This is a genomic window from Flavisolibacter ginsenosidimutans (assembly GCF_007970805.1).
GTDB classification, from domain to species: Bacteria; Bacteroidota; Bacteroidia; order Chitinophagales; family Chitinophagaceae; genus Flavisolibacter; species Flavisolibacter ginsenosidimutans.
Genome location: NZ_CP042433.1, coordinates 212,657 through 226,138, shown reverse-complemented (window position 1 = coordinate 226,138; position 13,482 = coordinate 212,657). Strand labels below are relative to the sequence as shown.

The 13,482-nt window shown below is 48.4% G+C and carries 10 protein-coding genes; 1 reads left to right on the top strand and 9 read right to left on the bottom strand.

Annotated features, from left to right (window positions below):
- Positions 1-114: 114 nt before the first annotated feature.
- The 8 genes from FSB75_RS00745 to FSB75_RS00710 all read right to left on the bottom strand — a co-directional run bounded on the left by FSB75_RS00745 (position 115) and on the right by FSB75_RS00710 (position 12,035).
- Complete coding sequence (locus FSB75_RS00745; protein WP_146781455.1) at positions 115-1,053, bottom strand: DMT family transporter; 939 nt, start codon at positions 1,051-1,053, stop codon at positions 115-117.
- Positions 992-2,230 (bottom strand): AGE family epimerase/isomerase, encoded by a 1,239-nt coding sequence (locus tag FSB75_RS00740; protein WP_146781453.1) that lies wholly within the window; start codon positions 2,228-2,230, stop codon positions 992-994. Before FSB75_RS00740 ends, FSB75_RS00745 begins: the two co-directional genes overlap by 62 nt.
- A 48-nt stretch (positions 2,231-2,278) precedes the next feature.
- A complete protein-coding gene (locus tag FSB75_RS00735) occupies positions 2,279-3,442 on the bottom strand; it encodes a sialidase family protein (protein ID WP_227990733.1) in 1,164 nt (387 codons plus the stop codon).
- A 55-nt stretch (positions 3,443-3,497) separates the two neighbouring features.
- Positions 3,498-4,784 carry an MFS transporter gene (locus FSB75_RS00730; RefSeq protein WP_146781450.1) on the bottom strand — a complete coding sequence of 429 codons (1,287 nt, stop codon included), beginning with the start codon at positions 4,782-4,784 and terminating at the stop codon, positions 3,498-3,500.
- Position 4,785: 1 nt separating this feature from the next.
- Complete coding sequence (locus FSB75_RS00725; protein ID WP_146781448.1) at positions 4,786-5,940, bottom strand: hypothetical protein; 1,155 nt, start codon at positions 5,938-5,940, stop codon at positions 4,786-4,788.
- 7 nt (positions 5,941-5,947) lie between these two features.
- A complete protein-coding gene (locus tag FSB75_RS00720) occupies positions 5,948-6,889 on the bottom strand; it encodes a dihydrodipicolinate synthase family protein (protein WP_146781446.1) in 942 nt (313 codons plus the stop codon).
- A gap of 195 nt (positions 6,890-7,084) precedes the next feature.
- On the bottom strand, positions 7,085-8,614 hold the full coding sequence (locus tag FSB75_RS00715; RefSeq protein WP_146781445.1) for a RagB/SusD family nutrient uptake outer membrane protein: 1,530 nt from the start codon (positions 8,612-8,614) through the stop codon (positions 7,085-7,087).
- A 34-nt stretch (positions 8,615-8,648) separates the two neighbouring features.
- Complete coding sequence (locus FSB75_RS00710) at positions 8,649-12,035, bottom strand: SusC/RagA family TonB-linked outer membrane protein (RefSeq protein WP_146781443.1); 3,387 nt, start codon at positions 12,033-12,035, stop codon at positions 8,649-8,651.
- 169 nt (positions 12,036-12,204) lie between these two features.
- Here FSB75_RS00710 and FSB75_RS00705 point away from each other — a divergent pair, with 169 nt between their 5' ends.
- Positions 12,205-12,912, top strand: a complete 708-nt coding sequence (locus FSB75_RS00705; protein ID WP_146781442.1) for a FadR/GntR family transcriptional regulator — start codon at positions 12,205-12,207, stop codon at positions 12,910-12,912.
- 81 nt (positions 12,913-12,993) lie between these two features.
- Here FSB75_RS00705 and FSB75_RS00700 read toward each other — a convergent pair whose 3' ends face one another.
- Positions 12,994-13,470 (bottom strand): hypothetical protein, encoded by a 477-nt coding sequence (locus FSB75_RS00700; RefSeq protein ID WP_146781440.1) that lies wholly within the window; start codon positions 13,468-13,470, stop codon positions 12,994-12,996.
- Between the last annotated feature and the right edge of the window lie 12 nt (positions 13,471-13,482).

Below are 13,482 nucleotides of genomic sequence, written 5' to 3'. Positions count from 1 at the left end.
TAGATGAACAAATCTTTGTTTATAAAAGATGAGACATTCCTATTACGCAATCCGCCGGAACGACGGAAAGAAATCGTTCGCACAACGCACTACAAATCCACTTTTGAGACGGCTTTAATCAAACATCGCTTCATTCTTTTTCGTGTTTATTTTGGACAACATCAATCCACCTACTACTAACAGAATGCCGGCGATGGTGTATGTGCTGATCACGTCTTTCATCAACCACGCGGCAAAGGCAAAACCAAAAAGCGGACAGAGAAACAACCACAGGCCCGCCCTGACTGCGTTCACTTGCAAAAGCCATAGCCACAATTGCACCGCTAAAATGGAAACGGCAATGGCAAGCCATCCCACCGATCCCCAGAAGGTTGCATTGAAATGATTGCCTGCACCCTTGTAAAGAAAAAAAGCAAACGGCAGCAGAAACAAACCGCCAAACAAGGTTTGCCAACCGTTGATGGTTAACAGCGAAAGTCCGTTCCATTGCTTTGATGAAAAATAAATGGCGCCAACGGAATACGACAACATGCTAAACAGTAACAACAACAAACCCGGAACGCTGACGCTTGCATTTTTAAACAGCGGCCACGTTGCGCAAAACACGCCGGCCGTACAAACCACAAGCGCAAGCACGGTAGAAAAATGCAACGGCTTTTTCAAGAAGAACACCGAAAGAAAACTGATGAAAACCGGGTTTGATGCGATGGCTAACGCACCTATTCCGGCAGTGACGGTTTGCATGGCTATAACGTAACAGCCCAAATAAACGGTAATGTTCAGGAAGCCGTAAACCGCCAGTTGCTTCCATTCTTTTTTTACCGGCAAACGCTCTTTTAAAATGCCGTATGCAATCAGCAGCATAAGAACCGAGGCCACACCAAAACGTACCACGGCAAGCACCAGCGGCTGCGAAACGGAAAGACCGATCTTGGTGGCCGTAGAAGCCGAAGCCCAAAGGGCGGCGAAGAAGATTCCGGCCGCCAGCCACTTAAGTTTTTCCCTGATTGATTGCGCCGGTTGAGCCGGTAAGGCCGCTGCCGTTTTTTTCATGGAGATAGTCCTTCAAAAGTTTCGTGCAATACCATTCCTGCCGCGGCAAATGAAAAGGTCCTTTGTATAAATTTCCCTTTGCCGTTTGGGCTATGGTTCCGTCGCGGTGAAGATAGCCAAACCACTCGCCGTTTTGCTTGTCGTGAAAGTGCTGGTAAGAATAATCGTGAACCATCTTGTGCCACTGCGCATATTTTTCCTTGCCGGTCATTAAATACGCAAGCAGCGTGGCAATAATGACTTCGTTGTGCGGCCACCAGAATTTCATGTCCTGCCAGTATTCCTGCACGGGCTTGTTGTACACGTCGCGGAAGTACAAAATGCCGCCTTGTTCTTTGTCCCACCCCCGCGCCCACATGTATTCGAGCATTTTGCAACCGAGTTCAATGAGGTGCGGATCGTTGTTGCGGTATTTCGCTTCGTGCAGAACAAACCAGGCGCCTTCAATGGCATGACCGGGATTGAGCGTTCTTCCGTCCACGTGATCAATGATAGAACCATCCGGCGCCACTTGCTCCATCACGCAGCGGATCTCGTCTTTTACAAAATCGCGTTCAATTTCTTCGATCCATTTTGTGATCCATTCGTCGCAACGATCATCTCCTATTGTTTCCCGTAACTGCTGCGCGGTGTTCATCATGATCATCGGCACGCCAATGCCTTTTGATGGACGAACAGCCGTAAACTTTGGCGGTAACTTTTTTTCGCCGCTTGCGTAAGCAATGCAATCGCCGAAAACTTTTCTTGCGTTGGCCGCCGCTTCTTCATCGCCGCTGGCTTTAGCGTAAGCCGCGGCCGCAATAACATAAAAGGTTTCGGAGAAAAAATAACGTCGCTTGCGAATGGGCTTTCCGTCTCTTGTCACGTGAAAGAACATTTGGCCGTCGGTATCGAAGCAATGCTTGTTCAAAAATTCGTAACCAAGTTTTGCGCCGTCAAGCCATTCCTGTTTTTTTTCAACGGTGTTGTACAAAGTAGAAAGCAACCATGTAGCACGACCTTGAATCCACACGGCTTTGTCGTCGTCAATCAGCGAACCGTCGGCATCTCGCATGAGCAAAAAACCGCCGTGCTCTTTATCAAAGGAACGCGGAAACCAAAAAGGAACGGTGTCGTTCAACAGTTGACTTGCATAGAAATCTTTTAGTGCAATTAACTCTTGTTTTGTGTAACTCATTTTTAAAATGCTTTCGTCTAAACCATATAACTCAAAACGTAGAATGTTTCACTTCCACTTTACTACGGTAAAAACAATCTGCTTATAGCCATCTCTTTCGTACAACACGCCAACCTTTTTCTTGCCCAGTTTTACGAGGTCTGCGTAAGCGGTCCAATCGCCTTTTGTGCCGTCGGCGCTTTTGTCAATCACAAAACTTTTCTTCCAGGTCTTTCCGTCGTCATCACTAATGCGGAGCGTAAGATTGTCGCGGCGTTTTGTATCAGCAGCGTTGCAAAAAGCAAGCGTATTTCCTCTTTTTTTATAGCGAACGGTCAGCAAGCTTCCTTCGTTCACGGGATCGATTAGGGTTTGATCGAAATACGACGAATCCCAAGTTGCACCGCCGTTACTGCTGACCGAAACAATGCGTGCACGAACGTCGCCTTTCTGATTGCGGCTGTTCATCATCAAGCCGCTGTGGCTTAATTCGGCCGCCGTTGATTCGTTGCTGCCGGGCATTGCAACAGTAGTAGAAAGGTGAAACGTTTTCCCGTGATCGTCGGAGTAATAGCCGTGTGCTTCGTAATCGGCAAACTGCTTTTGCGGATCGCCGGCCGAATGATTGGCGGCCACAAAAATTCGTCCCTTGTATTTTCCGGTTTGAAATTGCATGGCATGTCCCGGCGTGTTGGCGTAGCCGCGCCAGTCTTCCGAAAAATTATACGCAGGATTTATGCGCGGTTGTTTGGGACGATGCACTTGCGCAGTAATGTTCACGGCCTCGCTCCAAGTGCGTCCGTTGTCAACGGATGTTTTGTACCAGGCTTCACGCAGTCCGTTGCCTTTCCGCACTTCGCCTTCGTTGTTGTTGCCGGTGTTGTAAAACAAAAAGATTCGTCCGGCCGGGTAAGCAGGATCGGTCATGTCTACAACCGGCGCCGCATTGCCCGCCTGTAGATCGCCGTTCTCCGCCACAACATGCAAACTATCCCAAGTTTTTCCGCCGTCCGTGCTTCGTTTCATCACAATGTTTACGTGACCGAAATCGCCGGCGTTGTTCACCCGGCCTTCGCAGAATGCAAGAAGATCGTTGTTGGGCAGCGCAACGATGGCGGGAATGCGGTAGCTTTTGTAGCCGTCGGTTCCCGAAACAAAAACCGGAACCTTTTCCTGGCAAAAACAAAAAAGAAAGAGGAAAAGAGACAGCAAGGTTGCGATAGTTTTTTTCATTGAATATCTTTTAACAGCAACATCTTTTGGCGTTATCGAAGCAGCGCTTGTTGGTTTATTCGTTGAAATCATTGGACCTGGGTCGCAGAAAGAAAAGCTGAATGAGCAAGGCAATCAACACAATCCCCGACAACATCGCAAAGCTTTTTCCGAGGTTGCCCGCATCGGTTGACTTGCCCAATAAATCAGTAATAAAAGCACCCGCAAACACACCCACCATGTTCATTAACCCATAAGCCGTAGCCCTGTGTTTTGCGGAAACAAACTGGCAAAGAATGGGCATGTTGTTGGCATCGAACATGCCGTAGCCAAAGCCAAAGCAAAAGGCCGAACCAATGACGGCAAAAAGCGAATGTCCAAAACCGATGAACAACAAAGCCGGTATGGTTAAACCCAGTCCGATAGCGCTGGTATAAATGCGGCCGCGAATGTTTTTCTGCACCCATTTGTCCGACAAAATGCCGCCGAAGATGACGCCCAAAAACGATGAAGCCGCAATGGTGATAGTAGATAGCGGACCCGCTTTTGCCATGTCAATGTTGAGGCTTTGTGCGAACAAAGTCGGCAACCAGTTTTTAATGCCCCAACCCGGCAAACTGGGTATGGCGAAGTAGAAAAGAATAATCCAGAACGAGACATTGGTAAACAGGCCACCGAGTGCTTTCAACACCGAAGAACCGCTTTTTGTTTTGACAAGTTTCTCGTTGTTTTCAACGGTAACGATTTTCTTCTCCCGCAAAAACAAAATCAAAACAACCGCGTAAGCAATGCCCACAAAACCAAAAGAGTGAAAGGTTTGTTGCCAGGAAAATTTATCGGCAATGGTAGCGCCAAAGCCGCCGAGTGCTTGTCCCATGTAAAGGCCCGTCATGTGAATGCCGATGGCAAGCGAACGGGTTTTGTCGGCGTGATAATCGGCGATGAGCGATAATCCGGCGGGAATGTAAAGTGCTTCGCTTACGCCCATCGTTGCGCGAAGCCAGTAGAGTTGATTGAACGTGGTTGCGTAACCCATGAAATAGGTTACAGCACTCCACACAAAGAGGCTTCCAACAATCAGCCATTTCCTGTTTAACCTGTCGGCAATGATGCCCGACACCGGACTCATAAAACCGTAGATCCAAAGAAAGACGGCCATGAGGTAACCGAAATTTGTAGCCGATTGCAACTCATGAATATTAACCTGCATGGACGGCTTCATGGTGGAAAGCATTTGCCGGTCCATGTAGTTGAGCAAAGCCACCACCCACAATAAGCCGACAACTACCCAGGGATAAATATTCTTGTTTTTGCGCCCTGACTTTTCGTTGGCTTCGAGTGGTTTTTTTAGCAGCACGCCCATTTTACTGATTAATTTTTGCTGATAAAATTTGCGGTGTACGAACGCCGGCCTTTATTTCGCCACCGGGTATCAACACTTCGTTGCCCCATTTAATTGCCGTTGTGGTAACGGGCACGGGAAAAGGAATGCAACCGTCTTTTGCCCATTGATCTTTTTTTGCATCGTACACCAATATGTCTTTACTAAAACCCGGATGCGTTGCTTGAAGTGCGGCTTTCTGCTGGTTAAGCTGTTCTTTTTTTGCGCTGTCTTTTTCAGCGGCAATGGCCGCAATCAAAACTTCGGTTTTGTGAAAGGTTTCGCCTTTGTCGCCGCCGAATAAAAGAATGAAATTTTTGCCCGTAGCAACGCCGGTTCCCGCGGACATTGCATACGGAAGGGAATGCTTTTCGCTCCACTTGTTCGCAACAAAATCAAATTGAAAAACCGATGCGTACAAATCACTCGGAGCGTTTGTGTTTTTCTTTCTGCCGCCGAGCAAATAAATGCAGTTGCGCTGCCCGTTCCATTGCACAACCATCACCGCGTGTGAGATTGCTTTCGGAAGCGAAGGCAAAGCCTTCCATCCTTCATTTAATTTTTTTAAATCGAGGTAAAAGAAACCGTCTGAAACGCCGCTCGCCGTTTCGCCACCGGCAATGTAAATGCAACCGTTCAGAAAAGTTGCCGAAGCGTTTGTGAGTGCAAGCGGCAGAGCCGGAAGATTTTTAAAGACGGCATCATTTATTTCGTTGTTCCATTGTATCAACAAGACTTTATCGGTAGGTCCATTTTCGCTTTCACCGCCGGCACAAACAATTCCCTGCGACGTGGAAACACAAGCGCTGTAAGCAAGGTTAAAAGGCAGCTTAAAGGCCTTGTGCAAAACGAAAGAATCGTTCGAGTTTTTTTTAAAAACATAGCCGTCGTTGTAATAGGTTTTCCTTCCGCCAAGCCAGGGTGCTGCGCCGGGAAAATTAGAGCCGCCGCCAACCATCAACACGCCATTGTTCTCGCCCGCAACGGGCCCCGCAAAACCCAGCGCTTTTTCTTGTCCGCTTGTGGCGGGCAGTTCACCGGTGATTTTCCATTGCAAGGAAACGGCTTGCTTTGTTTGCGCCAAAGAAGAAAAAGAAAAAGCCATGAGTGTAAGAAGCAATATCGTTAAGCGATTCATTTTATTTTCAGGCAACAGCCTTTGATAATAAACGGGAAGAAAAGCTACTGAAATTAAGGCCTTCCACGTCTTTCCTGAAAAGACCAAACTGTTCTTCGTTCATGTTTTTTACGGGCAACCGAAATTCGCCGCAGTCCAATCCCAACACTTTCATGTAGGCTTTGCCGGTGGCAATGCCGCCGTATTTTCCGAGCAAGCGAATCATGTCAATGGACAGTTGTTGCATGGCCTGCGCTTTTTTTAAGTCGCCGTTGTTGAAGGCGTCAATCAAATCGTAATACAGCGGCGCGGCGTAATTGAAGGTGCTGCCCACGGCGCCTTTCGAGCCGAGCACCAGGGCCGACAGCATGTTTTCGTCGCGTCCCCAAAGCATGTCGTACTTGCCTTCTTTAAAATGCAGGCAGGAAAGGAAATCCATAAAATCTTCGTGCGTGTATTTCACACCAGCAAAATTTGGAACGGTTTCGTCAACCGCTTGCAACAGGTCGTACATCGCGTAATCAACACCGGTAAGTACGGGAATGTGATAATAATAAAAGGGCATCTCGGGCACTACATCGGCAATGACTTTGCAACAGTCGGCCAACTGCTTTACGCTTGCCGGTTTGAAGTAAAACGGCGCCGTAAACGAAACGGCGTACAAGCCAATGTCCCTTGCGTGTTTTGCCAGGTCTTTGCAATCGGCAAGGCTGGTGCCGCCGAGCAAGGTCATCACCTTAAAATCAGGATTGGATTTGGTACACGAGGCCCAGGCTTCGGCCACTGCTTTTTTTTCGGCCGTTGTCATGGATACGCCTTCACCGGTAGAGCCGCAAATAAAAGCGCCGGCAACCCCGTTGTCCACCAGCATTTCGTAATAGTTTGGTATAAGGGAAAGGTTGAGTGAACCGTCCGCTTTCATGGGTGTGAACGGAGCCGCAATTAAACCTTCTAATTTAGGAATCTGCATTTCTTTAAAATTAAAGATGGAAAAAACCAGGGGCAGGACTACCCCTGGGAATGATTGCTGTGCTATATGAGAGAACTGCTAAAAACTTTTGCGAACTTGAAGAGTGAAACGTGAGAAGCAAGACGTGAAACCGTAGTGAACTTCATCATAAGTGACTTTCCGGTCTCACGTTTCACGTCTTGCTTCTCACATCCCTCAATATCCCGGCGTCTGCGCCAGCAACGGATCGTTGTTGATCATGCTCGTAGAAATGGGCAACAATAATTTTGCCGTTGATGTGGGCGAAAGGTATGAAGGCTTGATGGCCGCATACACATAGCTGTCTCCCGCTCTGCGCAAAGCCCACCAGCGTTTCCCTTCGCCAATGAATTCGCGCAGGTATTCTTCCAGTATCGCGTTCATGTTGTCCGTAATGCTTCCGTTGGTGAAAGCCGGAGCCGCGGCACCGTAAGCCCGCTGGCGAATTTGCATGATCTCTGCCGTCGGGTCTTCGCCCAATTTTGCTTTTGCTTCTGCCAACAGAAGCAATACATCGGCATAGCGATAAACAGGATAATCGTTGTTGTAAACCTGTGAAGTGCCGGACACGGTTCCAATCCACTTCGTCAGCAATACGCCTCTAACAGGAAAAGGAGAAGCCGCGGAATACATCACCTTAAGAGAGTTGGCGATGCGCTGGTCGGCCGGACCACTGGTTAACCTTGTGATCATTGCCTGGTTCATTCCTACCCTGTTGGCGCCGTTCACGTAAGGATAAACGGTGTTCACTGTCGGTGTTGCCGCCGGCGCCAAAGAATAAGAAGAAGCCTGCACGCCGTTAACGGTGAAAATGGAGAAAGCACCTTGTGTTGCTTGTCCCGATTCGTAGCTCAACGCAAAAATAATTTCGGGGTTATTCGCCTTTTTTGCGGGATCGAAAATGTCGGCATAGTTCGCATCCAGTTTCAGCGTCGCACCTTCAAGGTTTTTCACTTCCTGCAAGGCGGCTTTTGCCGTGGTATAATCGGCAGCGCCGCCGCCCGTGTTTGTACCCGACCAGATGTACACATCGCCTTTTAATGTAAGCGTGGCCACGCGGTTCCAGTAAACACGGTTGCCCGAAGGAAAAGCGTTGTTGCCGTTAAACAATTGCAGCGATTTGTCAATGTCGCTTTTGATTTGTTTCATCACGTCGGCTTCAGCGCTTCTGGCCTTGTAGGTTTCCGCTGCGTTGTTGATGGTCACTACCGGTTCTGTTGTAAGCGGCACACCGCCCCAGGTCTTCAACATGGTGTAATAAACGTAAGCACGCAGTCCGTACATCTCGGCCAGCCATCTTGATTTGTCCGGATCTGTAACGGGACTTTTCGGCAACACGTCAATCACGTTGTTGATGTTGTAGATCAAATTGTAAAAGCCAGCCCAGTTAGCGTAAGGCACGTTCAACGCACTGATGTTTTGTGTGTACAATTGTTGCGATGTGGGATCGGCTGACTCCGTGAAAAGCCCGTCGGTCCAAATGTCCGAACGCATTTCGCCCAAATTAAAAAACGTGCTGTTAAAGGCGCGGAACCTTGCGTAAACGCCGATGTACAAAGTCTGCGTGGCGTTGGCATCGGTTAAAGCCAGTTGCTTGCTGATGGAGTCCTGCGGAACGACATCTTCCAGTTGCTTTTTGCAGGAAACCAGCGAGCCTGCAAACACAACGCAGAGCGAAGCAAAAAGGAAAGATTTATTGAATTTCATTTTTATTCTGTTTTGTATTTAGCAATGCAATTGTTTAGAGTGTGATTTGTGCCCCGATAGTTAAGCGTTTCGGCAGCGGATAACGACCGTTGTCAAAGCCGCCCACTTCGGGGAAGGTGCCGCTGTAACCGGTGAAATAAACAAGGTTGGAACCGGTAACGAAAAGGCTAAGACCTTGCACTTTGTTCTTCATCACCTTGCTCAACACATTTCTTGTCAACTCATAGCTCAGCGTAATCTCACGCAGCATGACGTAGTCGCCTTTCTCCCACATGTTGGCCGGCGGGTTGTTGCCCGATGCATCGGTAGCGTAATTGCGTCCCTGATTGGCCCAGTAGAACATCGGCAGCGCCGCGTTTGGGTTGTTCGGCGTCCAGGTATTTAAAATATCCTTTGTTCCGTTTTGCGAACCCTGCACCTGGCTTAAGCCTCTCAGCTTTTCGTTGTTTAAAACCACAAAGCCGTAGGCATAATCAAAGGCTGTGTATAGATGAAATCCTTTGAAGCCGGTGTTGAGATAAAAATTGCCGGAACCTTTAGGTGTGGTTCTTCCCACAAAAACAAACTGTCTTGTGTCAATGGTGTCGTTCTTGTAAACCTGGTACCATTGCGCATCGCCGGGCTGCTTCAGTTTTTTGTTGGCGTAAGGCAAAAAGGCATTGTACACATTCGCGTCTTTGGCAATTTGATCGGTGCCGCCGTAAATGCCGGCCCACTTCGGTGCCCACACTTCATCGGTACCAATGCGTTGACCCTCGATTAACGCACGAACAAACTTGGTTTGCCCGGGATGCGCAGGGTCCCAAACTTCAAGCGGGTTCAGGCCGTTAAAGCCTGTGCGGTTGCCGGGTAGTCCGTTCGCCGGCAATTTGATGGCGTAGCTTTTCACGGTATAAAACGAAAGACCTGCGTCAAGACTAAAGCCGTTTGCGGTCATTGGCCGGATGATTTTAGCCGTAGCCGACAATTCAAAGCCGCGATTTTGCAGTTGCGATACGTTGGTTGTGTAACCGGTAAATCCTGTTTGCGCAGAGATGGTGAGGCTGGCCAATTTGTCGAACACATTGCGAACAAAATAGTCTGCGCTCACATTGATGCGGTCACGCAAGAAGCCAAGGTCAGCACCGAAGTTCATGGAGTTTGTCCGCTCCCAACGCAAATCAGGATTGATGTACGACGGCGCATAAGTTCCACCCAGGCCGTTGTAAATTCCGGCCGAAGAATAAACCTGCGCGGTGGGATAATAACTGTTGCCAAAGCTTTGCAGGTTACCGTTTACGCCGTAGCTGATTCGTGGCTTAACGGTGCTGATGATTGTTGCGACGTTACTCTTGCGATAAAAGTCTTCGTTCTGCAAATTCCATCCTGCGGACACGCCGGGAAAAACACCGTAAAAATTATTGCTGCTTAAACGGCTCGAACCGTCAACCCGCAAAATGCCCGTTAAAAAATATTTGTCGCGATAAGAATAATTCACGCGGCTGATGGCCGATGCAATGCGCTCCCAATATTGAAAATTGGAAGAAGCGCCGCCGGAATAGGCCAACGAGCCGTTGATGACGGTTGGAGAAGGATCAGCGCTCAACCAGGGAATCAAATCCGTTGGTGCGCCTTGTGCGCTTCCGGCAAATGTATAGCGCTTGTACTCGGTGAATTCGCCGCCAGCCATCACGGTAATGCGGTGCGCATTGAAGTCTTTGTTGAATTGCAAAAAGCCGTTGTACGTGTATTGAATGTCGCGATAGTTGCTAAACGATGCCGGGCGGTTTGAATTGATCGAGCCACCGTTGCCTTGTATGTACGCCTTTGTGAAGTTGTTTGCGTTGCCGTAACGAAGGAAACCCGAGCCGGTGGCAATGAATTTCAGAAAAGGAAGAATGTTGTATTCGGCGTTCAGGCTTCCCGAAAAACGTTGTTCGTTGTTGTTGTTCACGTAAAGTGTACTCCAGTAAGCAGGATTGCCTAGCGTAACATCATTGGGTCCGGGTAGAATTGCACCCGATGTATCGTTGGAATAACGCACCGTTGGCGCTACTCCTACAAAACGTTGCAACAAGCCACCCGTATTAGCCGAAAGCGCCGAAACGCCAAGGCCAACCGTGCCTGGATCATTGTACGGGGACAGAATGTTAACGGTATAAGCCGATGTGTTCAGGTTAATTTTTAAATCCTTGCCCACGTTCAGCCCTCCGTTGAAGTTCATGGACAATCTTTTTAACTGCGAACCAATGATGGTACCGTCGTCACGCAGCGCATTAATGCCAAGCGCAAAAGAACCCTGATCGTTTGCGCCGTTCAGGTTGATGCTGTGCTCAATGGTTGACGTGTTGCGCATCACCATCTCTTCTCTTGTTTTCGCATCAATCTCTTTGTAAAGAATGCTGTCGGTTAACGCAGGATTAAAGGGATTAGCATCCACCAATAATTTCCAGGCAGGATTGGTGAGGTATTGCCGATTTGCGTTGTTCACTCTTTGCGTTGTGTACAGCCCTGATGCCGGGTTGCCAAAAGTGGCGCCAAAGGCCCAGCCCCAGTTGCCGTTCAATTGTCCTTTGTCTGCGTTTACATTGGCGGTGTTCCCGTCTAAAGAATCGGCAAGATATCTTGCCCGGATGCCAAGACGGTTCATGCGAATGTAATCGGCTGCGCTTAGGTATTGGTCACCGATGCTTCTCACGTAATTGCTCGTTCTTCTAATGGTGTATTGAACCTGCGTCCGTCCCTTCTTGCCTTTCTTGGTAGTAACGATAACGACGCCGTTTGCGGCTCTTGCTCCATAGATGGCAGTAGAGGCAGCGTCTTTCAAAACGTCAATGGATTCCACGTCGTTCATGTCAATGCCGTAAAGCGACGGAACAATTACACCGTCAAGAACCACAAGCGGCGATCCCGAACCGTCGAAATCCGTTCCGCCGCGAAAAACGATGTCTGGTGTAGCCCCGGGTGCACCCGTCGTTTGCCGTACGGTAAGACCGGGCACTGCGCCCTGCAAAGCCGTACCCACGTTGGAGCTGGGCGTAAACTTGGTAGTCAGCGGGTTTACACTGGTGGCCGCACCCGCAAACTCTTTTCTTCTTTGTGTGCCGTAGCCCACCACCACCACCTCGCCAAGTTTGGCAGCGTCGGGACGCAAGGAAATGTTGAAGTTGGACGAGCCGTTTACCGAGGCCTCCTGTGGGGTAAACCCAGTGTAAGTAAAGACGAGAACATCTCCGTTGGCGGCGTTCAGCGAAAACTCACCGTTGCCGTTGGATTGGGTTCCGGTGGATTTACCTTTTACCTGAATGCTAACGCCCGGTAAAGGTTTTTTGTCTTCCTCGGAAACGACCGTTCCGGAGACTCTTTTGGTTTGCGCCCACGTTAATGCGGTTAAAAGGAAGCAGGTCAGAAACAGTCCCACTCTCAAGCAAGCAGATTTCATGAAAAGCGTGTTTTGCGATTAAAGTATTATGTATGACATAATAAAGGTAAATGGATTATTTTTGAATCGCCAAAAAAATTTTCACCTTTCCGGTAAGTTTTTGAGGGATATTTTTGTATCTACGTCGTAAACAATTTGTTAAGGAAAAATATTTTAAGTCTAACATAATATGAACCTTGCCGCCTTAAAACACGACCTTAAGTCAATTGACACGGCTTCGCTGGTAGATAAAGTAGAAGAAAGCCTGGTGGAACTGTTGCGCCAGCAAAAACTCAAGGTCGGCGACAGCATTCCGAAGGAACTTGAACTGGCGGCGGCTTTGGGCGTGAGCCGCACCGTTATCCGCGAAGCGCTGTTGCGCCTGCGCATGATGGGCCTGATCGAATCGAAAAAGAAAAAGGGCTCGGTTATCACAAGCCCCGATCTTTTTGGCATCATGGGCAAGAGCCTAAACCCGCACGTGCTGGACCAGGAAACCCTGCGGGAAATGTTTGAAATCCGTTTGGTACTGGAGATCGGCATGGCCGATTTTCTTTTCCAGCGCATCACCAAAGAAGACATCGCGGAGCTGAGAAAGATTGTAAGCAACGAACCGCCCGTTACCGATTATCATTTGTTCAACATTGACCACGAAATTGCTTTTCACGGCAAGCTTTATGAAATCACCGGCAATGAAACCCTGAAGAAATTTCAGAAAATGCTGCTGCCTGTTTTTGACTACGTACACCACAGCGGCCTTCTGAAAAAGCAACCAATGCTCCGCAAGTTTGTTTCGCACAAAGGCCTCGTGGACATTTTGGAAAACGGCTCGCCGGAACTGTTTCGAAACGGCATGCGCAATCACCTGGAAAATCATTTTGCAAGACTGTTTGACTGATTGCATAAGCCACAAAAAAAGAGAACCAACGCGTGGTTCTCTTTTAACCCTAAATCATCAAACACTACAACAACTAATCTTTTATACGGGCATCAAATCGGTGTGTTTATAAAGGTCAATGCGGCTTTTCCAGCGCAGGGCACATCTTGATAAAAGAAGCAATTCTGCTGCACTGTTGTACGCTCCGTTGAAAAAGCAAATCCTGATGTTTTTGTCTTTGTGCTTTTGTTTCAGCACCAGAAAAATTTTTTGGATGCCGCCGCTTTTGTTTGTTTCCCGCACCACCAAAGCAGATGTCAACGTGGTTAACGGAACGCAGTGTCGCTGCTTGTTGTTTTTGCTTCGTTCAATCACCAGCAACTTTTTGTTTTTGCGGTCAAGCGCCATCAACAAACCGCCCGTGATCTCGGAATGTTCAATCGCCAGCCTGTTTTGCCAAACGCTCCGGCTAAAGAGCGCAGCAAAACGTTTTTGCTTTTGTTTCCGGCCTTGTTGAGCAAACCAATTTCGCAGTGCAGTTACGGCGCGAACGAGGGTTTCTAAAATTTTCTTCATCATTGCTGTTGAACT